Here is a 26,219-nt window from a genome sequence, read left to right as displayed (position 1 = left end):
TTTAAACCACCAGAGGCCTTCCGGTATAAGTCCAGCGAAAAGGCTTAGCGAGGGTTTCATTGAAGAAATCGATAAACTGAAAAATACGTCCTTTCAAATCTGCTCTCGAGGTGAAGCTTGCCCGTTTGAGCAAGCGACGGGATAGAATGCCAAACCAAATCTCGATCTGATTCAGCCACGAGCAATGCTTGGGCGTATAAACAAAGCGAATGCGATGGCTTTCGTCCTGCAAAAAAGCCGCGCGGGAGTTCATATCCCGTAGTACTCCGCGTTCCCCTTTCACGCCCAAGTCCTCGTCAATTCCGCAGGCTTTGGCGATCCATTCCACCAGCGTCGCGGATTTATGGGTGTTCAACTGATCGGCCACAAACAGCCATTGCCCCTGAGGGTCTGTGGCGACGGTTTGCTGCACGTGGGCGACAAAGTCAGCTTCTGTTCGTGTGTCCTGAACAGTGGGCGCAATGACCTTGCCTGTTGCCACCTCGAAGTTGGCAATCAGGGCTTGGGTGCCGTGGCGCCGGTATTCGTACTCGATCCGTTCCGGCTGTCCGGGTTGCATGGGCTGTGCGGGGTGAATGCGCTCCAGGGCCTGAATGCCGGTTTTTTCATCGATGCTGATCACGTGAATGCCTTGCGCATGCAGCGCCGGGGCTTGCCGATACAGGTCGCATACCGCTTCGACGTTGACCTGGAAGGTGGCTTCATCGTCGATGGTGGGATTCAGCCAATAGCGCGTTCGATGCGGCTTTAGCTGACCCTGCATTTAAAAAACGACCAATACTGGTCGCTGAGATACGGTCGACAATGCCTTGCTTAACGGCTTCCCGTGCCAAATCTTTGCGCGTCCAATGCGTCAAGGGTGAAGGCGGCGTTTCACAAGCCAACGCCAGCAGTTGGCAGACCTGTTCGGCGCTGAAGGTCTGTGGTGCACCCGGACGTTCCGCATCCGCCAGAATCGTCTCGATCTGCCGGCGTAAACGTTCGGGATCATCTTCGCAGGCAGCCAGCGCCTCTTGGGCCGACAGCCAACGACGACGCCACAAACCGACCGTCTCTTCCTTGATGTTCAGACCCTGCGCGCTGGCCTTGTTGCGACGGCCGGCTCCCGCATTTAAGACGATGCGCGCCCGCTGCACTAAACTGTGCGGCAGTTGCCGACTTCGAACAATGGCTTCCAGCGTCGATTGTTGGGCTTGCGTCAAAATAAGCGGAGTGAGTGGGCGCATCGCTTCCTTGCGGGATGATTTTCGGGCTTGCTATTATCCTTCATTTTTTAGGTTTGTAGTACTAGTGATCACGAGGCATTGCTGGCAACCGATGCCGTCGATGCCGTGGCTTCGTTTCTGATCCAGTTGCCCGGGCAGGTCTTGGGCGTATTGACTTTCGAATATGATCAGCAGGGACGGCCCAGCGCCAATGACGAGGTTCTGGGCGAAGCCTTGGGCTCGGCTTTGGCGCCGCTGTTGTTGGAAAAACAGCAGGCGAACCGCTGGTTAGGCGGCAAATGCCATACGCGGCTTCGAAAAATCAAATCCGCCTTGTTGGGCGACGAGCATCCCGTGTACAAGCTGGCCGCGATGACAGGCGTGCTGTTGGCGGCGCTGGTGTTCGGCGTCCAGGGAGAGTTTCGGATTACTGCCAAAACGGTCATAGAGGGCCTGATGCAGCGGGCGATGGTCGCGCCGTTTGAAGGCTTTATCGGCCAAGCGCCTGTACGCGCCGGCGACCGGGTCAAAGCCGGCCAATTGGTGGCAAGCCTGGATGATAAGGATCTGGTCTTGGAAAAAGTGCGTCTCGACAGCGAGGTGACGCAAAATGTGCGCAAGTATCGCGATGCCTTGGCCAAGCATGACAGAGCGGCTGCCAGTGTGGTGGGAGCGCAGTTAAACCAGTCGGAAGCGCAATTGGGGCTGGTGAATGAAAAGCTGGGGCGCGCGTCTATCCGGGCGCCGTTCGACGGCATTGTGGTTTCGGGTGATCTCAGCCAAAAGCTTGGCGCGCCGGTGGAGCAGGGCAGTGTGTTATATGAGATTACTCCCCTGGATGCATACCGTATCATTCTGAAAGTCGACGAGCGTGACATCAGTTATGTGCAGCCCGGCCAATCCGGCCAGTTGACGCTGACGGGTCTGACCGGGGAGATATTGTCCTTTACGGTGAAAACGGTGACGCCGGTCGCCGTCGCCGAGGACGGCGTCAACTATTTTCGCGTGGAAGCCGAGTTGGTGGGCGAAAAACCGCTGTTACGGCCGGGGATGGAAGGCGTCGGCAAAATCAGCGTGGGAGAGGACAGTCTGTGGCGAATCTGGACACGCCGCTTTGTCGATTGGTTGAGTATCAGCCTCTGGACCTGGTTGCCTTAAATGTCGCGGTTCCTGGATTCTTCGTGGCATCGGGTCGCCGAGTTAAAGCCGCGTCTTTCGCACCATGTGCAAGTGCAAAGGCATCGTTATCGCGGCCGGCCATGGTATGTGCTGACCGATGTCAATAGCGGCCGCACGCATCGTTTGACGCCAACCGCTTTTAAGCTGCTGGACGGCATGGACGGCGTGCGGACCATGGAACAGGTCTGGCAGCAAGCGGTGCAGCAGTTGGGTGCGGAGGCGCCCGGACAGACGGATATGATTCATCTTTTGGGGCAACTGCATGCCAACGATTTGTTGGTGTGCGATGTTGCGCCCGATAGCGCGGAACTGTTCGCGCGCTTCAACAAACAGTCTCGCGGCTTGTTGTGGAAAAACCTGCGCAATCCGTTGTCGATACGTATCCCGCTTTACGACCCCGATCGTTTTTTACGGGCGACGCTGCCCTTGGTCAAGCCGCTGTTTAGCTTTTGGGGGCTGATCGTTTGGGCGGCCTGGCTGATTGTGGGCGCGCTTTTGGCCGCGCAGCATTGGACGGTGTTGACGGAAAATATCGCCGATCGCATATTTTCGACGGATAACCTGGTCATGATGTGGTTCATCTTTCCGCTGGTGAAGGTGCTTCACGAGTTGGGGCATGCGTATGCCGTGCGGGTCAGGGGCGGCGAGGTGCACGAGATGGGGATCATGATCATGATCGGCATGGTCGTGCCTTACGTCGACGCGGGCGCTTCGTCGGGCTTTCGCAACAAGTGGCATCGGGCGCTGGTGGGCGCGGCGGGCATGATGGTGGAGTTGGCGTTGGCGAGTTCCGCCATGGTGCTTTGGACTTTATTGGAGCCGGGGGCGATCCGATCCGGGCTGTACAACGTGATGATCATCGCGAGCGTTTCGACATTGATCTTCAACGGCAACCCGCTGATGCGCTACGACGGGTATTACATTTTTGCGGATTTGATCGAAATCCCTAATTTGGCCGCGCGAGGGCCGCAGTATTGGCGGCATCTGGTCAATCGCCATGTCTTTGGCGTCTTGAAGCCGGCAACGTTCGATGCCGACCAGGGCGAGCGGCGGTGGTTCTTGGTCTTTACGCCGTTGTCGTATGTCTATCGTCTGACCGTGATGATGGGCATCGCCGTTTATTTGGCGGAAAAGCTGCTGCTGATCGGGCTCTTATTGGGGCTTTGGTATGCGTATTCGTTAGTCGTTCTACCCGGCTACAAGGCGGCGGTGTATGTGCTGACGGATCCGAATCTCGGCGCGACACGACGCCGGGCCGTTACGATCAGTGGTGCGTTTGTATTGGTGTCCATGATCCTGATCGGCTTGGTGCCCCTGCCTTTACGCACCCAGTTCGAAGGGGTGGTGTGGCGGCCGGCGCAGGCGGAAGTGCGTGCCGGCCGTTCCGGGTTCGTGCGGCGCATCGTCGTCCCTTCTGGCAGCCGTGTGGCTCCCGGCGATGTGCTCGTGGAGTCAGAAGACCCCGAACTGCAAGCCCAGATTGCGGTTTACCGGGCGCATGTGGAGGAAATCAAGGCCCGGCGGCTGACCGAATGGAAGGCGAATCGTAATCAGGCCGAAATTACGCGCGAGGAGTTGATACAGGCCGAAGCCGAGTTGAATAGGGCATTGGCGCGTGCGGACAAACTGCAGATTCGCAGCAACATCGGCGGTCGTTTCTTTATGGATCGCGAGGCCGATTTGCCGGGGCGTTTCCTGCATCAGGGCGATATGCTCGGTTTCGTGGTCAACCGGTCCAGGGACATCGTGCGTATCATCGTGCCGCAGGATGACATTGATTTAGTGCGCCGCGATGCCGATTCCATCCAGGTGCGCCTGGCGGAAAATCCGGACAGGCTGATCCCCGCGCGCCTGTTGCGCGAGGTGCCGGCGGCAGATACCGAATTACCGAGCCTGGCGTTGGCGACCGAAGGGGGAGGCAAACAGGAACTAGACCCGCGCGAACAAAGCCATTCGAAGGCCTTGAACCGATTGTTTCAATTCGATTTGATCTTGGCGCAAACATCTGACGGCGATGACAAGGGGAGGCCATCGGCGGTGTTGCCCTATGGCACGCGCGCTCACGTCCGCTTTATTCACCGCCCGGAATCCCTCGCGCATCAGGCGTGGCGGCGAATCAGGCAGTTGTTCTTGTCGCGGCTGGGAGTCTAGGCGTGTCGAAGGTGATCGCGTGTCCGAGCGAGTCTTATGCAAAAGGCCCTTACCCCGAGCGGGCCGATAGCCGCGAATTTGCGATAGACCGTTGGCTCAGGGCGACATCGGCGCGGTTTCTTTCGGGGCTGGGCAAATGGGACCGCAGTTCGGACCGGTTTATCGCTTGTGTCGAATGCAGGGGCGACGGTTTGCAAGGTTTACCCGTGGCCGACCTGCAAAGCCTAGTGCGCCGGGTTGCGCTCGATCTTCGACGGCGGGGCTTGCATTTCGATGCGGTCGTGGAAGCGTTTGCCCTGATTCGGGAAATGTCGGCGATCACCTTGGGCAAGCGTCATTACAGCGTGCAATTGCGCGGCGGTTATGCCTTGATACGTGGCCATATCGCGGAAATGTCGACCGGCGAGGGCAAGACATTGACCGCAACGCTGGCCGCCGCCACCGCCGCTTTAGGGGGAATGCCGGTCCATGTCGTGACGGTCAACGATTATCTGGCGGCTCGCGATGCCGAGGAAATGGAGCCTTTGTATCGTGCGTTGGGGCTGAGCGTCGGGGTGATTCAACAGGACCTGTCGCCGGAGCAAAAACGTGCCAATTATGCGGCCGACATCACCTATTGCACCAATAAAGACTTGGGTTTCGATTATCTGCGCGACCGTTTGCAGTTGAAAGATTGGCCGAGCCGGAGCCGCATCAATCTGAAGCGCATGCTGCACGGCGAGGCCTCCGTGCCCGACTTGCTGCTGCGCGGCTTGCACTTCGCCATCGTCGATGAAGCCGATAGCGTGCTGATCGATGAAGCCAGAACGCCGTTGATCATTTCGGGCAATGGCGAAAGCTATATGACGGAAGAGATCTTCAAGGCCGCCATTGCGGCCGCAGAGGGATTAACTCCGGACAGCGATTATGAACTTGCGGCGACTGAACGCGTGGCGCGCCTCAAACCGGCGGGTATCGCCAAGGTTCGGAAACAATGCGCCGGGCAATGCGGCATTCGGCATCTGGAGTCGGTATGGACGGATTTGGTCACGCAAGCGTTGACCGCGCGGTACCTTTATCATAAAGACCGGCATTATCTGGTGAGGGATGAAAAGATACACATTATCGATGAATACACGGGGCGCTTGATGTCGGATCGCACTTGGGAATACGGCTTGCATCAACTGATTGAAGTGAAGGAACGGTGCGCCTTGAGTCCGCAAAAAATTACCCTGGCGCGCATCACTTACCAGCGCTTTTTTAGGCGCTATCTGCACTTGTCCGGCATGACCGGAACCGGCAAGGAAGTCGCTGCCGAGCTGTGGTCGGTCTATCGCTTGAAGACGTCCAAAATACCGACGCACCGCCCCGTACAAAGGATTCACTATCCGTCTCGCGTATTTGCTACGCAGGAGGACAAGTGGCGGGCCGTGGTCGAATCTGTGCGCGTCGAAACGCGCGAGCGCGGCCGGCCCGTGTTGATCGGCACTTGTTCGGTAGCCGCGTCGGAACTCTTAGCCGAACTTTTAACGCAGGCCGGCCTTGAGCACCGTTTGCTGAACGCCAGGCAGGATGCGGAAGAAGCCCAGCTGGTGGCGGCCGCAGGGCAGGCCGGCGTGGTCACGGTGGCGACCAACATGGCGGGCCGGGGGACGGATATCAAACTGGCTTCGGGGGTTAAAGACCGGGGCGGCCTGCACATCATTCTGACGGAGTTTTCGGAGTCCGGGCGTATCGATAGGCAGCTTTACGGCCGGGCAGGGCGGCAGGGCGACCCGGGCAGTGCCGAAGCGATTGTCGCCGTCGAGGACGACTTATTCAGGCACCATCTTCCAGGCGTCATGCGGGTTTTTCTGCGCTTGGCGGTGGTCAGCCCTGGCTGGATACGCGTGTTTCTGTTTTTGGCGCAATACCGCGCGGAGCGGAAGAATGCGCGCATTCGTGAACAAACCTTAGTTTCCGATCGAAAGATCGATCGCATGCTGGCCTTCGCCGGTAAGGAGTCTTCTTGAAAGCAAGTGGTAAACCAATAGGGCTAGTCTGTTTATTGGGACTAGGAAGCATCAGTCAAGCGGCAGAGGCCAAGTCGATCGAGTGCCTGGTCGAGCCAAGCCAAGTGATTGAAGTCAAGGCGCCCATCGAGGGCTTGATCGAAAAAGTGAATGTCGACCGCGGAGATTCTGTCAAGCAGGGGCAGGTCCTGATCAGTCTGGACATGGGGGTCGACAAGGCGCGCTATGATCAGGCGAAATTCAAGGCTAGCATGCGCGGCGCACAACTGGCGGCGAAGAGCCGGCTGGAGTTTTCGAACAAAAAATTTGGCCGTGACGAAGCGCTGTATAAGGACCTCTACGTGTCAGCAAACGACCGGGACGAGTCGGAAAGCGGGATGAAGCTGGCTTCGGCGGAACTCTTGGAGGCCAAGGAAAACAACAACGTTGCGGCATTGCAGGTGCGTGAATATCAGGAGCTGATGAAGCTGAAGGAGCTGAAAAGCCCTTTTGATGGGGTTGTGCTCGAACGCTCGCACCATCCCGGGGAAGTCGCCGAGGCCAATGATCGCCTGCCCATCCTCAAACTGGCCAAGATTCAACCGTTGTACGTCGAAGTGGTTTTACAGGCATCGGCTTTGGGCAAGGTGCATGTCGGCGATGAAATCAAGATTAAGCCGCAGCCCGAGGGCGTCGGCGAATTCCTAGCGAAGGTGACGGTCGTCGATCCGGTGCTCGATGCGGCGAGCGGAACTTTAGGTGTTCGTCTGGAAGTTGCGAATAAAGATAAGCGTATTCCGGGCGGCATCAGCTGCCAGGCGGAGTTTCCAACTTTGTAGCCTATGGATTTTATATTGGACGCTTCGGAAAAATGAAAAAAATCTGCGCGATTTTACTGTTTGTGATGATGGCTTCTCCGGCTTTCTGTCAAGACCTTCTGGAAATTTACGATCTTGCGTTACAGAACGACCCGGCGATCCAGGAAGCGGAAGAAAAACGTAATGCCTTGCTCGAAGCCAGGCCGCAAAGCTTGGGGCGTTTGTTGCCGACTTTGACGGTTGTCGGCGGGCTGAACGCCAGTCGTTACGATACGACGAATACCTTTACCGATCAGCAGCTTGGGGCACAACAATTTTGGGATAGCAACGTTTATCTCAAGCTCTCGCAGCCGATTTATCACCATGACTATTGGCTACAGTTTAGCCAAAGCGATAATCAAATCGCAGAGGCCGAGGCGGAGTATGTGGCTGAGCAACACAATCTTTTGATCCGAACGGCCAAGGCTTATTTTGCGGTGCTGCAGGCGCAAAGCAACTTGAGTTTTGCCCAAGCCGAGAAGGAAACCGTTGCGCATCAACTGCAAGAAATGCAGCGCCGTTTGGCTGTAGGGAGCGCGTCTTTAGGTGATTTGCAGGAGGCGCAGGCGGGCTATGATCAGAGCCATGCCAGTGAAATTGATGCCGAGCGCAAATTGCAGGAGTCGAAAACGGCGTTGGCGGAGATCATCGGCGATGCGGATGTGGACTTGAATCGGTTGCGCGAAGATATTCCTCTTTTCGTGCCGGAGCCTAACAGTCTCGATAAATGGCTTGCCCTGTCGCAACAAAATAACTTTACGCTGATAGCCGCGCAGCATCATGCCGAAGTGCTGCGCAAAGAGGTGGATGTTCAGTCGGCCGGGCATTTGCCCACCTTGGATTTGGTCGGCAACATCGGCACGACCGATACCGATCGTCCCGCAGGCTTGGTATCCAACTCCCAGACGATTGGCGTCCAATTGAATGTGCCGCTCTATATGGGGGGAGGGGTTGAATCGAAAGTTCGTCAGGCGAAACACCAATTTGCGGCGGCGAAGAAGGCTGTCGATAAACAACGCCGAGCCGCTGAACGCTTGGCACAAGATGCCTATAAAGGCCTTGAGTATTCTATTCATCAAATAGCGGCTTTACAATCGGCGCAGCGTTCGACTCAAATCAGCGTGGAAGCCGTTCAAAGAGGCTTGCGGATAGGCACGCGAACCATCGCGGATTTGCTGAATGCCAACAAGAACTTTTCGCGCGCTCAACGCGATCATGCGCAGGCGCGATACGATTACGTCTTGAATAATCTGTTGCTGAAGCAGGCGGCGGGGGCGTTATCGCGGCGTGATTTGGAAGCCGTTAACGTGTGGCTTAATTGATTTGCTGTTGCGCATTATTTAACGGCCGCATTATCGAATGCCGGGATGGCGGCGAGCGTCGGGCGAAAAACTTCCGGGAAAAATTGATATAATGCCGCGTATTTCGGCAAGCGCTTTTCTATTCCGTTTCGGCAAATTTTGTTGCGTGTCTCTTGCGAACGAAATCGTATGTCGGCAATCCAATGGCTTGCATATGACGCTGATTTGCGGCTTTTGCGAAACCAATTGACAACGCCCGTGGGCGGCTTGCCGTTCTGCTGGCAATGAGTAAGAATCGAGGATTATTGTGACCTACAGAGTTTCCCGCCGCTTTTTTGTCTCGGCAATGTCCGTGCTGCTCGCCAGTTGCGCCGGCGATGGGCCAAGACCGTACGAACAATACGGCTACTCAAGGCCGCAAATGCCGGCTTCGAGGCTCGTCGTGCAGCCGCCCGTCGCGCAATATCCGGGGATGCACGGTCAGCCGCCGTCCTCACGCGACTATTCGTCAGGGGGGCTTACCGGCACTTACGCCAATTACCCCGCCGTGCGCGGTTTTATCCAAGACATGGTGCGCAAACACGGGTTTTCGGAAAGCTATCTGAACGGGCTGTTTTCCCGCGCCAACCGTCTCGATTCGGTGATACGTCTCGAAAGCCCGGCGCCTTCGCAGGGGCCTTCCAGGCCTGGCAGTTGGACGCGCTATCGGAACAAGTTTCTGACCGCGCAGCATATCGAAAACGGCACGAACTTCTGGCTCGAGAATGCGGACGTGCTGCGTAGGGCCAGCGCGTCGTACGGCGTCGACCCGGAATACATCGTCGCGATCATCGGCGTCGAAACCTATTTCGGCCGCAATTTCGGCAAGACGAATATTTTCGATTCGTTGACGACGCTGTCGTTCGACACCCATCGGCGTTCGCAATTTTTCATGTCCGAACTCGAAAGCTTTTTGCTGATGGCGCGCGAGGAAGGCTTCGATCCGCGCGAACCGGAAGGCTCCTGGGCCGGCGCGATGGGTTACGGGCAATTCATGCCGAGCAGCTTCCGCCGTCTGGCGATCGATTTCAACCGCGATGGACAACGCGATCTCTGGCATCCGCATGATGCGATCGGTAGCGTCGCGCATTATTTCTCGAAAAACGGCTGGCATTATAACGGCCAGGTCGCCCGGCCGAGCAACGGCGCGCGGAATGACGACGGGGTGATCGAACTGAGTACCTACGAAGGCAACGAATACTGGCATATCTTTCCCAATTTCAAGGTGATCAAACGTTATAACAACAGCAACAAATATGCGATGGCCGTGCATCAGCTCGCGCAGGCGATCAAACAGCGCGTGGCGAGTACGGGGGCTTTGATGCATGCCTCCAACGCGAGATAGTGTCCTTATCGCATTCCCAAGCATGGGATCACTGCTTTAAGTTGAGGGCAGTGATGCGTGGCGAGGGGATGAGCAAAATTCTAAATCCTCCATGACATCACCAAAATCGTTAGACACAACCCCCTATCTCGAAGAAGACATCGGTTCCGGCGACATCACCGCCGCGATCATCCCCGAGACCGTTACCGCCGAAGCGGAGGTATTGACGCGCGAGGCGATGGTGCTGTGCGGACGAGCCTGGTTCGATGCCGTCTTCAATGAACTGGATCCACGGGTCAGGATCGACTGGCTGCTTGCGGAAGGCGAGGCGGTAGAAGCCGACGCCACATTATGCCGGCTCGCAGGCCCTGCCCGCGCGCTGCTGACCGGCGAACGCACCGCGCTGAACCTGCTGCAAACCTTATCGGCGACCGCGACCGTCGCAAGGCGCTATGCCGAGGCGGTGGCCGGAACCGGCTGCAAGGTGCTCGACACCCGTAAAACGATCCCCGGGCTCAGGCAGGCGCAAAAATATGCGGTCACCGTCGGCGGCTGCCATAATCACCGCATCGGCTTGTACGACGGGGTTCTGATCAAGGAAAACCACATCATGGCGGCGGGCTCGATCAGCGCAGCGATCCGGATCGCGCGCGAGCTGACCACGGTGCCGGTCGAAGTCGAGGTCGAAACCCTGGAGCAATTGCAGGAAGCGCTCGCGGCCAGGCCCGACCGCATCATGCTGGATAATTTCAGCCTCGACGACCTGCGCGCCGCAGTCAAACTCACGGCCGGCCGGGTCGAGCTCGAAGCCTCCGGCAACATCGGTCTGGACAATATCCGCACGATCGCCGAAACCGGCGTCGATTTCATCTCGATCGGCGCGCTGACCAAGCATGTGAAGGCGGTCGATTTGTCGATGCGGATCAAACTGGCGCACGGATGATCGAAAATCCTTCCGAACTTGCAAAACTGATTAGTCACGGCGTTTATGTGATCGGCGTCAGCGACGGCGCACGCCAAAACGCCTTCACCGCCGCCTGGGTGATGCAGGTCTCCTTCGATCCTTTTTTGCTGGCGATCAGCATCAATCCCGAACATTATTCCTATCAGCTGCTCAAGGCCGGTGGCATCTGCACGGTCAACGTGCTGGGGCGGGATCAATATTCTATAGCGGAGCATTTCGGCCGCTCTATTAAAGACAAGATGGCCGGGTTCGACTGGCGCACCGCAAGCACCGGCGCACCCGTCTTAAGTTGCGGCTTGGCCTATTTCGATTGCCGGGTCAGCCATTATGCCGATGCCGGCGATCACCGGATCGCAGTCTGTGAAGTGCTGGCCGGCGCTACGCTGCATGCGGGGCAGCCGCTGCTGTACAACCAGACCGGCGACCTGGATGGCAGTGGCGAGTTTTATAAAACATAGAGGTAGAGCTGCATGCGGCTGGATTAAAACCTTTCCCGTCAGTATTCTTTCGAGCCAGCCGGAGGGCTATAATGGCGGACGAAACGCAATCGAGCGTAGGAGATCGGACCATGGCCTTACAGAAGTTACACGAAGAAATTGAGCTGACCGAGGAAGAATATCTCAAATCCGAGCTGGCTTCCGGCATCAAGCACGAATTCATCGACGGCCGGATTTATGCGATGGCCGGCGCGGGGTATAACCATAACTGCATTGCCGGCAATGTATTCCGAAAATTCGGCAATCACCTTGAAGGCAAGCCCTGCACGCCTTTCATGGCCGACATGAAGGTCAGGCTCGGCAAGGACTACGTGTACCCGGACGTGGTCGTCGATTGCAGCAAGATGAACGGTGCCGATACCTATTCGGAAAATCCGCTGCTGATCGTCGAGGTGCTGTCGCGGTCGACCCGTAAGACCGATGCGGCGGTGAAGCTGCTGCGCTATATCAACCTGCCGTCCGTGCAGGAATATGTGATGATCGAGTCGGACTTCGTGTCGGTGCAAGTGCTGCGCCGGCATAAGCATTGGCTGCCCGAATATTTTTTCCTGGGCGACTCGGTGACATTCGAATCGATCGGGCTGACGCTGACGGTCGAGGAAATCTATGACCGCGTGGACAATGCCGATATGAATGAATTCCGGCAGGAAACGCAGTCTAAACCATAGATGACATTTTCAGCGGTTTTCGCATCATGATCGCAACCGACGCGTTGTTGACCGATCTTTACCAGTTGACGATGCTGCAAGGCTATTACGCGCAGCACATGGAGGGATCTGCCGTATTCGAGTTGTTCGTGCGCAGGCTGCCTGCCTGTCGTGGATTTTTGGTCGCTGCGGGGCTCGAACAGGCAATCGATTATCTTCAGAATCTGCAATTTACGTCCGCCGAGCTGGAATGGCTGCAAGGCACGGGATTTTTCAAAACGGAATTCTTGCAGTGGCTCGAAAATTTCCGTTTCACCGGCGACGTGCATGCGCTGCCCGAAGGCTCCGTGTTTTTCCCGAACGAGCCGATCCTGCGCGTCACCGCGCCGATCGCCGAAGCACAATTCGTCGAAAGCCGGCTGATCAATATCCTGCATTTCCAGACTCTGATCGCCTCGAAAGCGGCGCGTTCGGTATTGCTAGCGCCCGACAAAAAGCTGGTCGAGTTCGGTTTTCGTCGCGCGCATGGCGGCGAGGCCGGGCTGTTGGCGGCCAGGGCCTCCTATCTGTCCGGTTTCAGCGGCACCGCGACGGTCGCCGCCGGCCGGCATTTCGGCATTCCGGTGTTCGGCACGATGGCGCATTCCTTCATCCAAGCTCACCTTAATGAAAGCGAGGCTTTCGAGCATTTCGCACTCGCCAATCCCGGCAATGTGGTGCTGCTGATCGATACCTACGATACCGAAGCCGGCGCGCAGAAAGTCGTCGAACTCGCACCGAAACTGGCGGCCTTGGGCATTCCGATCAAAGGCGTGCGGCTCGACAGCGGCGATCTGGCCGCGCATGCGCGTCGTGTGCGCGCCATACTCGATGCGGCCGGTCTCACTGACGCGACCATTTTTGCCAGCGGCAATATCGACGAATACAGTCTTGAACAATTGATTTTGGAACACGCGCCGATCGACGGCTTCGGCATCGGCACCCATCTCGACACCTCCGAGGATGCGCCGTACCTGGATTGCGCCTACAAACTTCAGGAATATGCCGGCATGCCGCGGCGCAAGCGTTCCGAAGGCAAGGCGACCTGGCCCGGGACCAAACAGGTTTACCGCCGCTTCGATGTTGACGGTAAGCTGGCCGGCGATACGGTCACGCTGGCCGATGCGTCCTGCGAGGGGAAGCCGTTGCTGAAGGCGATCATGCAGGAAGGCAAACTGGTCGAGCCGCTGCCGGCGCTTGAACAGAGCAGGGCATATGCGAAAGAGCAATTAAGCCGTGTGCCGGACGGTTTGCGGGTATTGAAACATGCGTCGGTTTATCCGGTGCATTTTTCCCCGGAACTGCGTGAACTGACCGAGCGCATGGATATAGACGCCGAACTTCGATAAAGAAACGCACTGGTACGTCATGGGTAAAGCTCTTCCACCGCCAAAGTCAAGCCAACCGATTCCAGCGTGACTTCCTGCGTGCCGACGTAACATTCCCGCTGCCACTGGGTGCGGCGGCGGTAAAGTTCCAGATACGGCGAATCCTGTGACAGCAGTACAAATTCGAGTAGGCTCGGAAGCGTCTGATAGGCGAGACGTTTTTCGGTTCTATCCTGGCGCTGGGTGGCCTCGGACAGCACTTCGACGATCAAACAGGGATGCTCGTTAAAATAACGGTCTGTCTCCTCGGCGCAAGTCACCTGCACGTCCGGATAGTAAAAGCGCACGTCGTCGCCGTTTTGCACTTTTACCTTCATGTCCGATTGGAACGGTTCGCAAGACGTGCCTTGCAAATGCTGTAGCAATCGAGCGTACATCCGGCCGCTAGTGCGATTGTGGTTGCGGCTTGCGCCCGCCATCGCATAGATCAATCCATTGACGTACTCATGGCGTACGCCGCCGGGATTATCGTTTTCCCCCAGCAAATAGGCTTCCGGGGTCAAGATGGGTTCGGGAAGAGTTGCAGCGGGATAGGACATGTCGTTTTCTCCACCTTGGTGCATTTGCGCCAATTTAACAGCGGCGCACAATGGATGCAACCGGCGGCTCATCCCAAGCATTCTGGACTTGCCGACCTTCTGTTTTAGGCTACTTACAAACTTCGACGAACTAAGCGAAATTTGCTACAATGCGCGGGTTAATTACCGATTCAACCTGATCTTTCCGCAGCACATCGCCGGCGTGTCTGGGAAGGAATGTAGGAACCAGCAGGGCCGGTCAGCGCAAACAGCGTAGCGGCTTTGCTTAGAATGAAGTGGCCATGTCAAACTACGCGAAAGAAATCATTCCTGTAAATCTTGAAGACGAGATGCGGCAGTCCTATCTCGATTACGCGATGAGCGTGATCGTCGGGCGCGCCTTGCCGGATGTCAGGGACGGCCTGAAGCCGGTGCACCGCCGCGTGTTGTATGCGATGAGCGAGCTCGGCAACGACTGGAACAAGCCTTATAAAAAGTCCGCCCGCGTCGTCGGTGACGTGATCGGTAAATACCACCCGCACGGCGACACCGCGGTCTATGACACGATCGTGCGAATGGCGCAGCCGTTTTCGATGCGCTACATGCTGATCGACGGCCAGGGCAACTTCGGCTCGGTCGACGGCGACTCCCCCGCCGCGATGCGTTATACCGAAGTGCGGATGGCGAAGATTTCGCATGAATTGCTCGCCGATTTAGACAAGGAAACGGTCGATTTCATTCCGAACTACGACGAGTCCGAGTCCGAGCCGAGAGTGCTGCCGACACGGATACCGACCCTCTTGATCAACGGTTCGTCCGGGATCGCGGTCGGCATGGCGACCAATATCCCGCCGCACAATCTGAACGAAGTGATCGGCGCCTGCCTGGCGTTGATCGACAATCCCGAAGCCACGATCCGCGAACTGATGGATCACCTGCCGGGGCCGGATTTCCCGACCGCCGGCATCATCAACGGCGCCTCCGGCATTTACAGTGCCTACACGACCGGCCGCGGCAAGATTTATCTGCGCGCGCGCTGCCATTTCGAAGACATCGGCGACAGCAGCCGGCAGGCGATCATCGCGACCGAATTGCCGTATCAGGTCAACAAGGCGAATTTACAGATCAAGATTGCGGAGCTGGTCAAGGAAGGCAAGATCGAAGGCATTTCCGCGATCCGCGACGAGTCCGACAAGGACGGCATGCGCCTGGTGATCGAGCTGCGCCGCGGCGAGATGCCCGAAGTCGTATTGAACAATCTGTACAAGCAGACCCAGTTCCAGACCGTGTTCGGGATCAACATGGTCGCGCTGCTCGACGGCCGCCCGCACTGTCTGAACCTGAAAGAGATTCTGAGCGCGTTCATCGATCACCGCCGCGAGATCGTCACGCGCCGGACCGTCTACAACCTGCGCAAGGCCAGAGAGCGGGCGCATATCCTAGAAGGTCTCGCGATCGCGTTGGCGAACATCGACGAGATGATCGAACTGATCAAGAGCTCGGCGAGCCCGGCGGTGGCGCGGGAAGGATTGTTGGCCAGAACCTGGAATACCGGCCTGGTCGCATCCCTGCTCGACCGCGCCGACTCCGACCGTTCGCGGCCGGAAGACTTGCCTCCCGAGTTCGGCATCGTCGGCGGCATGTACCGTCTCTCCGAGACGCAGGCGCAGGCGATTCTGGAACTGCGTCTGCATCGTCTGACCGGGCTCGAACAGGACAAGATCGTCGACGAATACAAGGAATTGCTGAGACTGATCGACGAATACCTCGAAATCCTGGGCAGCGACATTCGCCTGATGGAAGTCGTGCGTGAAGAGTTGGTCGAGATTCTGAACAATTACAGCGACGAGCGCCGCACCGAAATCATTCAGGACCGCCTGGATTTGTCCGACGAGGATCTGATCACCGAGGAAGACATGGTGGTCACGATGTCGCACGAAGGCTATGTGAAGGCGCAGCCGCTCAGCGACTACAAGGCGCAGCGACGCGGCGGCCGCGGCAAGATGGCGACCGCGACCAAGGAAGAGGATTTCGTCGACAAGCTGATCGTCGCGAACAGCCACGATACGATTCTGTGTTTCTCCTCGCTCGGCAAGGCCTACTGGCTCAGGGTATATCAATTGCCGATCGCCAGCCGCACCTCGCGCGGCAAGCCGTTCGTGAATCTGTTGCCGCTGGAGCAGGGCGAAAAGATCAATGCGATGCTGCCGGTCCAGGAATTCAGCGAAAATAAATACATTTTCATGGCGACCTCGCAAGGCACGGTCAAGAAGACGCCGTTGACCGAATTCGAGCGCCAGCGTAGCGGCGGCAAGATCGCGGTCGATTTGCAGGAAGGCGATCGCTTGGTCGGTGTCGCGATCACCGACGGCAGTCAGAATGTTTTACTGTTCAGCAGCGACGGCAAGGCGGTCTGTTTCAACGAGACCGACGTCAGGCCGATGGGCCGCAACGCGGCCGGCGTGCGCGGCATGCGCCTCGCGGAAGGTCAGGAGGTCATTTCGCTGATCATCGGCACCGAAGGCACGGTCTTGAACATCACCGAAAACGGTTACGGCAAGCGCACCCGGCTTGAGGAGTTCCCTTGCCATAATCGCGGCGGCCAAGGCGTGATCGCGATCCAGACCTCGGAGCGCAACGGCGCGGTGGTCGGCGCGGTGCTGGTCAACGAGCATGACGAGATTATGCTGATCACCGACGGCGGCACCCTGGTGCGGACGCCGGTGGACGGCATCTCGGTCGTCGGCCGCAATACCCAGGGCGTCACGATCATCCGTCTGGACAAAAAGGAAAAGGTGATCGGCGTCGATCGGATCGAAGGCCTGGCCGGCGAGGACGACGATGAAAACTTCGATGAAGGTGTCGGCGAACAAGACAGCAATGAACAAGAGACTGCATCGGATCAGGATGCGGACGATACAGACAGCGAACTGGAATCAGGAGAAGAGTGATCATGTCACGTGTTTATAATTTTAGCGCCGGCCCCTCGGCATTCCCCGAAGAAGTGCTCAAACAAGTCCGTGATGAACTGCTCGAATGGCGGGACAGCGGCATGTCGGTGATGGAAATGAGCCATCGCGGCAAGTTTTTCTCGATCATCGCCGAAGAACTGGAGCAGGATCTGCGCGCATTGATGGCGATTCCTGAAAACTACAAGGTGCTATTCCTGCAAGGCGGCGCGACCGCGCAGTTTTCGATGATTCCGCAAAACATTCTGCAAGGCAAGACCAAGGCCTGCTATGTGAACACCGGCGCCTGGTCGGAAAAGGCGATCAAGGACGCGGGCAATTATTGCGAGGTGGTGCTGAGCGCGAATTCCGAGGCATCCAAGTTCACGACGATTCCGGACGTGGCCGGCTGGGCCATCGATCAGGATGCGGCTTATCTGCACTATACCTCGAACGAAACGATCCACGGCGTCGAATTTCAATCGATTCCCGACAGCAAAGGGCTGACCCTGGTGTCCGACATGTCGTCGAACATCCTGTCGCGCCCGGTCGATGTGAGCCAATTCGGCATCATCTATGCAGGCACGCAAAAGAACATGGGGCCTGCGGGCGTCACGGTCGTGATCGTGCGCGACGACCTGATCGGTCATGCACCGAAAACCACGCCGGAAGTGTTCAATTATGCTGTTCAGGCCAAGAACGGCTCGATGCTGAATACGCCGGCGACCTACAACTGGTATCTGGTCGGCCTGGTGCTGAAATGGCTGAAGGCGCAGGGCGGAGTCGCCGCGATCGAGCAGCGCAATATCGCGAAGAGCGCGCTGTTGTACGATCTGGTCGATAAGTCGTCCTTATATAGCAACCCTGTCGATGTGCCTTACCGCTCGCGGATGAACGTGCCGTTCATCCTGAAGGATCAGGCGCTCGACAAGCCTTTCCTGGCGGCGGCGGAAGCGAACGGCCTGTTCGAACTGAAAGGTCACCGCTCGGTCGGCGGCATGCGCGCGAGCATCTACAACGCGATGCCTGAAGCCGGCGTGAAGGCCCTGTGCGAGTTCATGGCCGAATTCGAAAGAACGCACTAAGCTCGGGTCGAAGCCGGAGGGAGCCCCTATGTCGTCTGTCAGACCTCTTGCGGAAATCAGAACCGAGATCGATCAGATCGATGCGGAAATTCTGCAACTGATCAACCGGCGCGCGCTGTGCGCTGAGGAGGTCGCGAAGACCAAGATCGCCGAAGGCGAGCAGGGCACGTTTTATCGGCCCGATCGCGAAGCGTTGGTATTGCGGCGGATCAAGGAATTGAATCAGGGGCCGCTGCCGGATCATACCGCGATGCGCTTTTTCCGCGAGTTGATGTCGGCCTGCCTCGCGCTCGAAAAACCGCTCGAAGTGGCTTTTTTGGGGCCCGAAGGCACGTTTTCGCAGCAGGCTGTGTTCAAGCATTTCGGCTCCTCGGTGAATACGCTGCCGGTCGCGGCGATCGGCGATGTGTTCAACGCGGTCGAACTGGGCAAGTGCCATTTCGGCGTGGTGCCGGTCGAAAATTCGACCGAAGGCGTGATCAATCATACGCTGGACCGCTTTCTGACCTCGCCGTTGAAAATCTGTGGCGAGGTCGAGATTCGCGTGCATCAAAACCTGATGGGACATGCCGAGTCGCTGGCCGGGATTACCGAAATTTTTTCGCACCAGCAGTCGCTGGCGCAGTGCAGAAAGTGGCTCGACACGCATCTGCCGCAGGTGAAGATAACCGCGGTCAGCAGTAATGCGGAGGCCGCGCGGATGGCGTCGCTGAATAAGCAGACCGCGGCGATCGCGGGGTTGGCGGCGGCCGAAGTCTATCAACTGCCGGTGCTCGAAACCAATATCGAGGACCAGGCGAACAATACGACACGCTTCATCGTGATCGGCAAGCAGGATTCCTCGCCGACCGGCAAGGATAAAACGTCATTGGTGTTTTCGACCGGCAACCAGCCGGGGGCGCTGTACCGGGCGCTGGAGTCGTTTGCGAAATTCGGCATCGGCATGGTCAATATCGAATCGCGCCCGTCTCGTCAGGGCTTGTGGGAATATGTGTTTTTCATCGACATCGACGGTCATAGCGAAGATCCGCAGGTCGCCGAAGCGCTGGACCTGTTGAAAGCCAATGTGAACATGCTCAAACTGCTCGGCTCCTATCCGAAGGCCGTGCTTTGATTTTTTCGGCCGAGTGCCGCGACCAGACGACGAGACCTTATGACCACTGCGCGATCCATTTCCCAACTTGCCGTTGCCGGCGTTCAACAACTGGTTCCTTACGTGCCCGGCAAACCGATCGAAGAATTGCAGCGGGAGTTAGGGCTTGAACGTGTGATCAAGCTCGCATCGAACGAGAATCCGTTGGGGCCGAGCACGAAAGCGCTGGCCGCAATGCGAAAGACGTTGTCGGAATTGGCGTTGTATCCGGACGGCAGCGGTTTCAGTTTAAAAAAGGCGTTGGCGAAAAAATACGCTGTCGACCCGGCGCAAATCACGCTCGGCAACGGTTCGAACGAAATATTGGAGTTGGTTGCGCGGGCATTTCTGGCGCCCGGCCTGAATGCGGTTTTCTCCCAGCATGCCTTCGCGGTCTATCCGATCGTGACCCAGGCCGTCGGCGCCAAGTCGGTCGTCGCGCCGGCGGTGAATTACGGGCACGATTTGCAGGCGATCCGGGAGCGGGTGAATGCGGAGACGCGGGTGGTGTTCATCGCGAATCCGAACAATCCGACCGGAACCTTGCTGCCGCAGTCATCTCTGGAAGACTTCATCAAATCGCTGCCAGCAACCTGCATCTGCGTGCTCGATGAGGCCTATTACGAATTCGTGCAGCGCAAGGGCGAGCAGGATGCGATAGCCTGGCTGGGGCAATGCCCGAACCTGGTAATTGCGCGCACCTTTTCGAAGGCTTACGGTCTGGCCGGACTGCGCATCGGTTATTGTTTATCGAGTCCTGAAATGGCCGATATCCTGAATCGGGTCAGACAACCGTTCAATAACAACTCGCTGGCCCTGGCCGCCGCCGAAGCCGCGCTCGACGACAGCGAGCATCTGCAAAATACGATCAAAAACAATGCGCTCGGCATGAAGCAGCTGACCGAAGGCTTCAAGAACCTCGGCCTTGGCTGGATTCCGTCGGCCGGCAATTTCGTTTCGGTCGACCTGAGCGAGCCTGCCGCGCCCGTCTATGCGGCATTGCTCCGCAAAGGCGTGATCGTGCGCCCGGTCGCGAATTACGAGATGCCGAATCACCTCCGCGTCAGCATCGGCACCCCGGAAGAAAACAACCTGTTCTTGCAGGCGCTGACCGAGTGCTTGAATAATGCCTGATCCTGATGTTTAACCGCCTCTGCATCATCGGCGTCGGCCTGATCGGGGGGTCGATCGCGCGCGCGGCGCGGAGCCGCGGACTGGCCGCCAGCATCGTCGGCTATGGCCGCGAACAGGAGCGGCAGAACCTCGAAACCGCGAAACGCCTGGGCGTCATCGACGAGTACTTTCTCGATATCGTGCCGGCTCTCGAAGGCACGGATGCGGTCGTGGTCGCGGTGCCGGTCGGCGCGGTCGAATCGGTCTTCGCGCTGCTGAAACCGTACTGGTCGAATGCTTGTGTCTACAGCGACGTCGGCAGTACCAAGAGCAATGTGATCGCGGCGGCAGAGCGGGTGTTCGGTGTCGTGCCGGTCAATCTGGTGCCCGCGCATCCGATTGCGGGTGCCGAAAACAGCGGCGTCGAAGCCGCGCTGCCCGACTTGTTCCTGCGCCGGCGTCTGATCATCACCCCGCTCGAACATACCGAACCTGCCGCGTTGAACAAAATTCAAATTTTTTGGGAGCGCATCGGTTCGCTGGTGTCGGTGATGAGCGCGGAGCATCACGACGCGGTGCTGGCTGCGACCAGCCATTTGCCGCATCTGCTCGCGTTCGCGCTGGTCGACATGCTCGGCCGGCAAGACGAGCAGTGCGAGATCTTCAAATACGCGGCGGGCGGTTTTCGCGATTTCACCCGGATTGCTTCGAGCGACCCGACCATGTGGCGGGACATCTGTACCGCGAACAAAGACCAGCTGATCCCGCTGCTGCATCAGCTGAAGACAGAATTGGACAAGATTGAACAACTGCTGGCGGACAACGACGGCCGGCGCCTTTTTGAAACCTTCTCGTATGCCAAAAATGCACGGCAACGCTTTTTAGACCAGTTAGAAAATTAATATGAGCAAATCCATTACTTTCAAAGTCAATCCGGGCGGCAGTTTACAGGGCGAGGCGCGCGTGCCGGGCGATAAATCGGTTTCGCACCGTTCGATCATGCTGGGCTCCCTGGCCGAGGGAGTGACCCATGTGAAAGGCTTCCTCGAAGCGGAAGATGCGTTGGCGACCCTGCAGGCCTTCCGCGACATGGGCGTCAAGATCGAAGGCCCGGTCAACGGCGAGCTGACGATCCACGGCGTCGGCAAACATGGTTTGAAAGCGCCGGCAAAAGCATTGTATCTCGGCAATTCGGGCACCTCGATGCGCTTGCTCAGCGGCCTTCTGGCCGGGCAGGCGTTCGATTCGGTGCTGACCGGCGACAAATCCTTGTCGGGCCGGCCGATGAAGCGGGTGACCGAGCCCCTGAAGACGATGGGCGCGGAGATCAAGACCACCGAAAAAGGCACCGCGCCGTTATATATCACCGGCAAGGCAGGACAATTGCAGGGCATCGACTATACGATGCCGATGGCGAGCGCGCAGGTCAAGTCCTGCCTGCTGTTGGCCGGCATGTATGCTCAAGGGGACACTTCGGTCACCGAACCGGCGCCGACCCGCGATCATACCGAGCGGATGTTGTCAGGCTTCAGCTATCCGGTCAAAAAAGAAGGCAACAAGGTCACGATCAATGCCGACGGCAAGCTGACCGCCTGCGAAATCGACGTGCCGAGCGACATTTCCTCGGCGGCGTTTTTCCTGGTCGGTGCATCGATTGCGCCGGGTTCCGATCTGCTCTTGAAGCATGTCGGCATCAATCCGACCCGTACCGGCGTGATCGACATACTTAAATTGATGGGCGCTAAGATCGAAGTTTTGAACGAGCGTGTCGTCGGCGGGGAACCTGTCGCCGATTTGCATGTCCAATATAGTCAATTGAAAGGTATAGATATTCCTGAAGAACTGGTGCCGCTGGCGATCGATGAATTTCCGGTGCTGTTCGTGGCGGCGGCCTGTGCGCAAGGGCAAACCCGCCTGACCGGCGCGGAGGAGCTCCGGGTCAAGGAATCCGACCGGATTCAGGTGATGGCCGACGGTCTGAAGATTTTGGGCGTCAATGCCGAGCCGACTCCGGACGGCATGGTGATACAGGGCGGCAATCCGATCGGCGGCGGCACGGTCGAATCGCATGGCGATCACCGGATTGCGATGGCGTTTTCGATCGCGGGCCTGCGCGCGAACGCTCCGATCACGATCCTGGATTGCCTGAACGTGAACACCTCGTTTCCTGAATTCAAGGACCTGGTCAAACGGCTCGGCCTCGACATCAGCGTTCTGGAGGCATGATGATCCCGGTGCTGACGATCGACGGGCCGAGCGGCGCCGGTAAAGGCACGGTCAGCCGGCTGGCGGCGAAAAAGCTTGGCTGGCATTATCTGGACAGCGGCTCGATTTACCGTGCGCTGGCGTTGGCTGTGTCGAAGCAGGGTGTGAATCTTGCCGATGCGGCCGCGATCGTCCGCGTGGCGGAGGCGATGCTGTTGGAATTTGATTGTGGCGAGGAGTTGGCCGTTAGATTGGACGGCGTCGATGTGACCGCCGAGATTCCATTGGAAAGTACGGGCAGTGTCGCCTCGACCGTTGCCGCGATTCCCGACGTTCGCCGCGTGTTGCTGCAAAAGCAGCGTGATTTCAAGCAGTTGCCAGGGTTGGTCGCGGACGGGAGGGACATGGGCACGGTCGTGTTTCCTGACGCCTCTTTCAAGGTGTTTTTGACCGCGAGCGCCTCCGAAAGGGCGTTGCGGCGCTATAAACAGTTGAAAGAAAAAGGAATTGATGCTAACCTAGAACAAATAACAAACGAGATAGAAGAGCGCGATCGCCGCGACAGGGAACGAGCAACGGCCCCTCTCGCGATGGCGAGCGATGCGCTTTATCTCGATTCTTCCGATATGACGATAGACTCAGTCGTCGAGGAAATCCTGAATTTAGTCCGCAAGGATTAAAAGAACGGCCGCAGTCCTGAGATTAGCGGTTTTTTTCAACTTTAACATTAATTATGCCGGCCGTGTTTTTGGGTTGGCGGGATACAAACAAAATGAGCGAAAGCTTTGCTGCGTTACTTGAAGAAAGTTTAAACAAGACCAAAATGTCGCCGGGCGACATGCTGATCGGTACCGTTGTTGATATTGAAAATGACATGATCATTGTCAGCACGCATGCCAAATCGGAAGGCGTGATTCCGAAGTGGCAATTTTTGAACAACGATGGCGAACTGGAAGTCCAGATCGGCGACGAAGTCGAAGTCGCGCTGGATCTGTTCGAAGACGGCTTGGGAGCTACTCTTCTGTCGCGCGACAAAGCGAAGAGAAACAAGGCTTGGGCCGAACTCGAAAACGCCTTCGAAAAAGGCGAGACCGTTGTGGGCCGCATCAACGGCAAAGTCCGTGGTGGCTTCACCGTGGCAGTCGGCGCGTTGCGTGCCTTCTTGCCGGGCTCTTTGGTTGACGTCCGTCCTATCCGCGATACCGCGTTCCTGGAAAATCGCGACCTCGAGTTCAAGGTCATCAAGATCGACCAAAAACGCAATAACGTCGTTCTGTCTCGCCGTGCTGTCGTCGAGAAGGAATACAGCGTCGAAAGAGAAGAATTGCTGAAGACGCTCGAAGAAGGCGCGGTTGTGACCGGTATCGTGAAGAACCTGACCGACTACGGCGCGTTCATCGACCTCGGCGGCATCGACGGCTTGCTGCACATCACCGATATGGCATGGCGCCGTGTACGTCATCCTTCCGAGTGTGTCGAGATAGGTCAGGAAGTCAAGGTCAAGGTTCTGAAATACGACAAAGACAAGAACCGCGTCTCTCTGGGCATGAAGCAAATGGGTGAAGACCCATGGCAAAACATCGGCCGCCGTTATCCTGCCGGCCATCGCGTATTCGGTAAAGTCAACAACCTGACCGATTACGGCTGCTTCGTCGAGATCGAAGAAGGCGTCGAAGGCTTGGTGCACGTCTCCGAAATGGACTGGACCAACAAGAACGTCAACCCTTCCAAGATCGTTCAATTGGGCGACGAAGTCGAAGTGATGATCCTCGAAATCGACGAAGAACGCCGCCGTATTTCTCTGGGTATGAAGCAATGCAAGATCAATCCATGGGATGAATTTGCTGCGACTCATAACAAAGGCGACAAGATTTCGGGCAAGATCAAATCGATCACCGATTTCGGTATCTTCATCGGTCTGGATGGCGGCATCGACGGTCTGGTACATATGTCCGACATTTCCTGGGCCGACGACGGCGAAACCGCGGTTCGCGACTACAAGAAAGGCGACGAGATCGAAACTGTCATCTTGGCGGTCGATCCTGAGCGTGAACGTATCTCCCTGGGCATCAAGCAGCTGGAACAAGACCCGTTCCAAAACTTCCTGGCGACCCATGAAAAAGGCAGCCTGGTCAAAGGTGTGATCAAGGAAGTCGATGCGAAAGGCGCGGTCGTGACGCTGGCCGACTATGTCGAAGGTTACATCCGTGCCTCCGAAATTCAACGCGACCGCGTCGAAGATGCGCGCACGCTGTTGAAGGAAGGCGAAACGATCGAAGCCAAATTCATCGGCGTGGACAAGAAGAGCAAGTCTATCTCCTTGTCGATCAAAGCGAAGGATCAGGACGAAGAGTCAAGCGCTATCAAGGATTACACGCAACAATCGGCTACGCCGACGTTGGGTGACCTGTTCAAGCAAATTGAAAAATAAACACCATCGATCCGGGACGCGCCTTCTGGCGTGTCCCATTCATGTTATTAATTTTTCGCAGGATTGAATGTGACAAAATCCGAGTTAATCGAAGCGTTGGCCAGACAGCAGCCGCATCTGGCAATCAAGGATGTCGAACTGGCGGTCAAATGCATCATCGAAAAAATGAACCACGCCCTGTCAACCGGTGACCGGATCGAAATCAGAGGTTTTGGCAGTTTTTCACTGCATATGCGTCCGCCGCGCATGGGCCGTAACCCTAAAACCGGCGAATCGGTCGCTCTGTCCAAGAAATATGTGCCGCATTTCAAACCCGGCAAGGAATTGCGGGATCGTGTGGACAGCTCTGCCGGCGAATTTGAAATTTCCGGCTAACCGTCAGCGGTTTGCCAAAATCCCACCCGTTTTTATTCAAAGGACAGCCCTCGGCGTTTTGCTTGAGCCTGGGCTGCTTTGATACACCCGCTCTTTTGTTTTTGCGGGTACGCATCGCGTCCCTGTTTGAAGTCTGTTTTTCAGGAAAATATTAAGCCGGCAAGTCGCTGCTTGTCTGGATAAGAAGGTTCCGTTCCCTCTCTCGGCGGCCATGGCTCCGGCAGGAGAGGGGCTTTAAATTCGGATCAGGGGAGTGAGGCCCGGCTTGCAATGGAGCAACCGGAGAGGGATGCGGCAGACCGAGTCGGCGCATCCCGAATTCTAGTTCTATTGCCGCTTAATGATTGCAACCGGCGCCGTGAATATGGCCGTGCTCCAGTTCTTCGCTTGTCGCCGGTCTGACATCGACGATTTCGACATCGAAGGTCAATGGTACGCCCGCCAGCGGATGATTGCCGTCGATCGTGATGTCATCGCCGTCGATATCGACGATCGCGACGATGCCGGGGCCGGCGCTGACATCGGCATGAAACTGCATGCCGACTTCGAGGTGGTCGATGCCTTCGAACATCGAGCGTGGAATCACCTGCACGCGCTCCGGCATGAACTCGCCGTAGGCGTCTTCGGCTGGAATCCGCACGGTGAATTGCTCGCCGACCTCTTTGCCGGTCAATTCCTTTTCCAGGCCGGAAATGATGTTGCCTTTGCCGTGCAGATAGACCAGAGCGTCGCTACCGATGGAACTGTCGATCACTTCGCCTTCGTCATTGGTCAGCGTGTAGTGGATCGAAACCGCCATATTGTTAGCTACTTGCATGTTGTAAACCTATAAAAATAAAAACTTCTATCAT

23 protein-coding genes are annotated in these 26,219 nt (G+C 57.2%); 19 read left to right on the top strand and 4 right to left on the bottom strand.

All coding sequences use genetic code 11. From position 1 onward, the window contains the following. Position 1: 1 nt before the first annotated feature. Together ACEPPP_RS08415 and ACEPPP_RS08410 are read right to left on the bottom strand one after the other, a co-directional pair. Entirely contained in the window at positions 2 to 763 is a 762-nt protein-coding gene (locus tag ACEPPP_RS08415) for a transposase (protein ID WP_374088051.1), read from the bottom strand. After that, the gene (locus tag ACEPPP_RS08410) at positions 702 to 1,226 is read right to left on the bottom strand and encodes a helix-turn-helix domain-containing protein (RefSeq protein ID WP_374088053.1); all 525 of its coding nucleotides are present in this window, start codon (positions 1,224 to 1,226) and stop codon (positions 702 to 704) included. The genes ACEPPP_RS08415 and ACEPPP_RS08410 overlap by 62 nt, the downstream gene beginning before the upstream one ends. A 78-nt stretch (positions 1,227 to 1,304) precedes the next feature. On the opposite strand from ACEPPP_RS08410, the gene ACEPPP_RS08405 reads away from it, so the two are divergent. The 10 genes from ACEPPP_RS08405 (at position 1,305) to ACEPPP_RS08360 (ending at position 13,522) form a co-directional block, all read left to right on the top strand. After that, entirely contained in the window at positions 1,305 to 2,363 is a 1,059-nt protein-coding gene (locus tag ACEPPP_RS08405) for an efflux RND transporter periplasmic adaptor subunit (RefSeq protein WP_374090610.1), read from the top strand. Continuing rightward, entirely contained in the window at positions 2,364 to 4,535 is a 2,172-nt protein-coding gene (locus tag ACEPPP_RS08400) for a hypothetical protein (protein ID WP_374090609.1), read from the top strand. 2 nt (positions 4,536 to 4,537) lie between these two features. After that, positions 4,538 to 6,526, top strand: coding sequence for a hypothetical protein (locus ACEPPP_RS08395; RefSeq protein WP_374090608.1), 1,989 nt, complete (start codon positions 4,538 to 4,540; stop codon positions 6,524 to 6,526). A gap of 35 nt (positions 6,527 to 6,561) precedes the next feature. Further along, on the top strand, positions 6,562 to 7,344 hold the full coding sequence (locus ACEPPP_RS08390; protein WP_374090607.1) for an efflux RND transporter periplasmic adaptor subunit: 783 nt from the start codon (positions 6,562 to 6,564) through the stop codon (positions 7,342 to 7,344). A gap of 32 nt (positions 7,345 to 7,376) precedes the next feature. Further along, entirely contained in the window at positions 7,377 to 8,684 is a 1,308-nt protein-coding gene (locus tag ACEPPP_RS08385) for a TolC family outer membrane protein (RefSeq protein WP_374090606.1), read from the top strand. A gap of 286 nt (positions 8,685 to 8,970) precedes the next feature. After that, positions 8,971 to 10,047, top strand: a complete 1,077-nt coding sequence (locus ACEPPP_RS08380) for a lytic murein transglycosylase (RefSeq protein ID WP_374090605.1) — start codon at positions 8,971 to 8,973, stop codon at positions 10,045 to 10,047. 91 nt (positions 10,048 to 10,138) lie between these two features. Further along, the gene (nadC, locus tag ACEPPP_RS08375; protein ID WP_374090604.1) at positions 10,139 to 10,969 is read left to right on the top strand and encodes a carboxylating nicotinate-nucleotide diphosphorylase; all 831 of its coding nucleotides are present in this window, start codon (positions 10,139 to 10,141) and stop codon (positions 10,967 to 10,969) included. Beyond that, a complete protein-coding gene (locus tag ACEPPP_RS08370; RefSeq protein WP_374090603.1) occupies positions 10,966 to 11,448 on the top strand; it encodes a flavin reductase family protein in 483 nt (160 codons plus the stop codon). Before nadC ends, ACEPPP_RS08370 begins: the two co-directional genes overlap by 4 nt. A 110-nt stretch (positions 11,449 to 11,558) precedes the next feature. Next, the gene (locus ACEPPP_RS08365; protein WP_374090602.1) at positions 11,559 to 12,155 is read left to right on the top strand and encodes a Uma2 family endonuclease; all 597 of its coding nucleotides are present in this window, start codon (positions 11,559 to 11,561) and stop codon (positions 12,153 to 12,155) included. 26 nt (positions 12,156 to 12,181) lie between these two features. Then, the gene (locus ACEPPP_RS08360) at positions 12,182 to 13,522 is read left to right on the top strand and encodes a nicotinate phosphoribosyltransferase (protein ID WP_374090601.1); all 1,341 of its coding nucleotides are present in this window, start codon (positions 12,182 to 12,184) and stop codon (positions 13,520 to 13,522) included. Positions 13,523 to 13,539: 17 nt separating this feature from the next. Here ACEPPP_RS08360 and ACEPPP_RS08355 read toward each other — a convergent pair whose 3' ends face one another. Then, a complete protein-coding gene (locus tag ACEPPP_RS08355) occupies positions 13,540 to 14,100 on the bottom strand; it encodes a Uma2 family endonuclease (RefSeq protein WP_374090600.1) in 561 nt (186 codons plus the stop codon). 281 nt (positions 14,101 to 14,381) lie between these two features. Between ACEPPP_RS08355 and gyrA the strand changes: the two genes are divergently transcribed. The 9 genes from gyrA (at position 14,382) to ACEPPP_RS08310 (ending at position 25,368) form a co-directional block, all read left to right on the top strand. Continuing rightward, the gene (gyrA, locus tag ACEPPP_RS08350) at positions 14,382 to 17,030 is read left to right on the top strand and encodes a DNA gyrase subunit A (RefSeq protein ID WP_374090599.1); all 2,649 of its coding nucleotides are present in this window, start codon (positions 14,382 to 14,384) and stop codon (positions 17,028 to 17,030) included. A gap of 2 nt (positions 17,031 to 17,032) precedes the next feature. Beyond that, complete coding sequence (serC, locus tag ACEPPP_RS08345; protein WP_374090598.1) at positions 17,033 to 18,112, top strand: 3-phosphoserine/phosphohydroxythreonine transaminase; 1,080 nt, start codon at positions 17,033 to 17,035, stop codon at positions 18,110 to 18,112. Between the two features lie 28 nt (positions 18,113 to 18,140). Continuing rightward, positions 18,141 to 19,226, top strand: coding sequence for a prephenate dehydratase (pheA, locus tag ACEPPP_RS08340; RefSeq protein WP_374090597.1), 1,086 nt, complete (start codon positions 18,141 to 18,143; stop codon positions 19,224 to 19,226). A gap of 39 nt (positions 19,227 to 19,265) precedes the next feature. Then, positions 19,266 to 20,378 carry a histidinol-phosphate transaminase gene (hisC, locus tag ACEPPP_RS08335; protein ID WP_374090596.1) on the top strand — a complete coding sequence of 371 codons (1,113 nt, stop codon included), beginning with the start codon at positions 19,266 to 19,268 and terminating at the stop codon, positions 20,376 to 20,378. Positions 20,379 to 20,383: 5 nt separating this feature from the next. Further along, on the top strand, positions 20,384 to 21,259 hold the full coding sequence (locus tag ACEPPP_RS08330; protein WP_374090595.1) for a prephenate dehydrogenase/arogenate dehydrogenase family protein: 876 nt from the start codon (positions 20,384 to 20,386) through the stop codon (positions 21,257 to 21,259). 1 nt (position 21,260) lies between these two features. Further along, positions 21,261 to 22,583 (top strand): 3-phosphoshikimate 1-carboxyvinyltransferase, encoded by a 1,323-nt coding sequence (gene aroA / locus ACEPPP_RS08325; RefSeq protein ID WP_374090594.1) that lies wholly within the window; start codon positions 21,261 to 21,263, stop codon positions 22,581 to 22,583. Then, on the top strand, positions 22,580 to 23,242 hold the full coding sequence (gene cmk / locus ACEPPP_RS08320; RefSeq protein WP_374090593.1) for a (d)CMP kinase: 663 nt from the start codon (positions 22,580 to 22,582) through the stop codon (positions 23,240 to 23,242). The genes aroA and cmk overlap by 4 nt, the downstream gene beginning before the upstream one ends. A gap of 92 nt (positions 23,243 to 23,334) precedes the next feature. Continuing rightward, positions 23,335 to 24,993, top strand: coding sequence for a 30S ribosomal protein S1 (rpsA, locus tag ACEPPP_RS08315; RefSeq protein ID WP_374090592.1), 1,659 nt, complete (start codon positions 23,335 to 23,337; stop codon positions 24,991 to 24,993). Positions 24,994 to 25,062: 69 nt separating this feature from the next. Beyond that, complete coding sequence (locus ACEPPP_RS08310; RefSeq protein WP_024298755.1) at positions 25,063 to 25,368, top strand: integration host factor subunit beta; 306 nt, start codon at positions 25,063 to 25,065, stop codon at positions 25,366 to 25,368. A gap of 337 nt (positions 25,369 to 25,705) precedes the next feature. On the opposite strand, the gene ACEPPP_RS08305 is transcribed toward ACEPPP_RS08310, so the two are convergent. Further along, the gene (locus tag ACEPPP_RS08305; RefSeq protein WP_374090591.1) at positions 25,706 to 26,185 is read right to left on the bottom strand and encodes a peptidylprolyl isomerase; all 480 of its coding nucleotides are present in this window, start codon (positions 26,183 to 26,185) and stop codon (positions 25,706 to 25,708) included. Positions 26,186 to 26,219: the final 34 nt, after the last annotated feature.

Source organism: Methylomicrobium lacus (assembly GCF_041897535.1).
Taxonomy (GTDB): domain Bacteria; phylum Pseudomonadota; class Gammaproteobacteria; order Methylococcales; family Methylomonadaceae; genus Methylomicrobium; species Methylomicrobium lacus_A.
The sequence above is the reverse complement of the archived record's forward strand: the minus strand, read 5'-3'. Positions and strand labels throughout refer to the sequence as shown.

Excerpts from the sequence above, each read along its gene's own strand:
- hisC (WP_374090596.1), top strand. The coding sequence starts at position 19,266 with ATGACCACTGCGCGATCCATTTCCCAACTTGCCGTTGCCGGCGTTCAA.
- ACEPPP_RS08360 (WP_374090601.1), top strand. The coding sequence starts at position 12,182 with ATGATCGCAACCGACGCGTTGTTGACCGATCTTTACCAGTTGACGATG.
- cmk (WP_374090593.1), top strand. The coding sequence starts at position 22,580 with ATGATGATCCCGGTGCTGACGATCGACGGGCCGAGCGGCGCCGGTAAA.
- gyrA (WP_374090599.1), top strand. The coding sequence starts at position 14,382 with ATGTCAAACTACGCGAAAGAAATCATTCCTGTAAATCTTGAAGACGAG.
- ACEPPP_RS08415 (WP_374088051.1), bottom strand. The coding sequence starts at position 763 with ATGCAGGGTCAGCTAAAGCCGCATCGAACGCGCTATTGGCTGAATCCC.
- ACEPPP_RS08410 (WP_374088053.1), bottom strand. The coding sequence starts at position 1,226 with ATGCGCCCACTCACTCCGCTTATTTTGACGCAAGCCCAACAATCGACG.
- ACEPPP_RS08355 (WP_374090600.1), bottom strand. The coding sequence starts at position 14,100 with ATGTCCTATCCCGCTGCAACTCTTCCCGAACCCATCTTGACCCCGGAA.
- ACEPPP_RS08365 (WP_374090602.1), top strand. The coding sequence starts at position 11,559 with ATGGCCTTACAGAAGTTACACGAAGAAATTGAGCTGACCGAGGAAGAA.
- rpsA (WP_374090592.1), top strand. The coding sequence starts at position 23,335 with ATGAGCGAAAGCTTTGCTGCGTTACTTGAAGAAAGTTTAAACAAGACC.
- ACEPPP_RS08330 (WP_374090595.1), top strand. The coding sequence starts at position 20,384 with ATGTTTAACCGCCTCTGCATCATCGGCGTCGGCCTGATCGGGGGGTCG.
- ACEPPP_RS08370 (WP_374090603.1), top strand. The coding sequence starts at position 10,966 with ATGATCGAAAATCCTTCCGAACTTGCAAAACTGATTAGTCACGGCGTT.
- nadC (WP_374090604.1), top strand. The coding sequence starts at position 10,139 with ATGACATCACCAAAATCGTTAGACACAACCCCCTATCTCGAAGAAGAC.
- aroA (WP_374090594.1), top strand. The coding sequence starts at position 21,261 with ATGAGCAAATCCATTACTTTCAAAGTCAATCCGGGCGGCAGTTTACAG.
- pheA (WP_374090597.1), top strand. The coding sequence starts at position 18,141 with ATGTCGTCTGTCAGACCTCTTGCGGAAATCAGAACCGAGATCGATCAG.
- ACEPPP_RS08305 (WP_374090591.1), bottom strand. The coding sequence starts at position 26,185 with ATGCAAGTAGCTAACAATATGGCGGTTTCGATCCACTACACGCTGACC.
- ACEPPP_RS08400 (WP_374090609.1), top strand. The coding sequence starts at position 2,364 with ATGTCGCGGTTCCTGGATTCTTCGTGGCATCGGGTCGCCGAGTTAAAG.
- ACEPPP_RS08385 (WP_374090606.1), top strand. The coding sequence starts at position 7,377 with ATGAAAAAAATCTGCGCGATTTTACTGTTTGTGATGATGGCTTCTCCG.
- serC (WP_374090598.1), top strand. The coding sequence starts at position 17,033 with ATGTCACGTGTTTATAATTTTAGCGCCGGCCCCTCGGCATTCCCCGAA.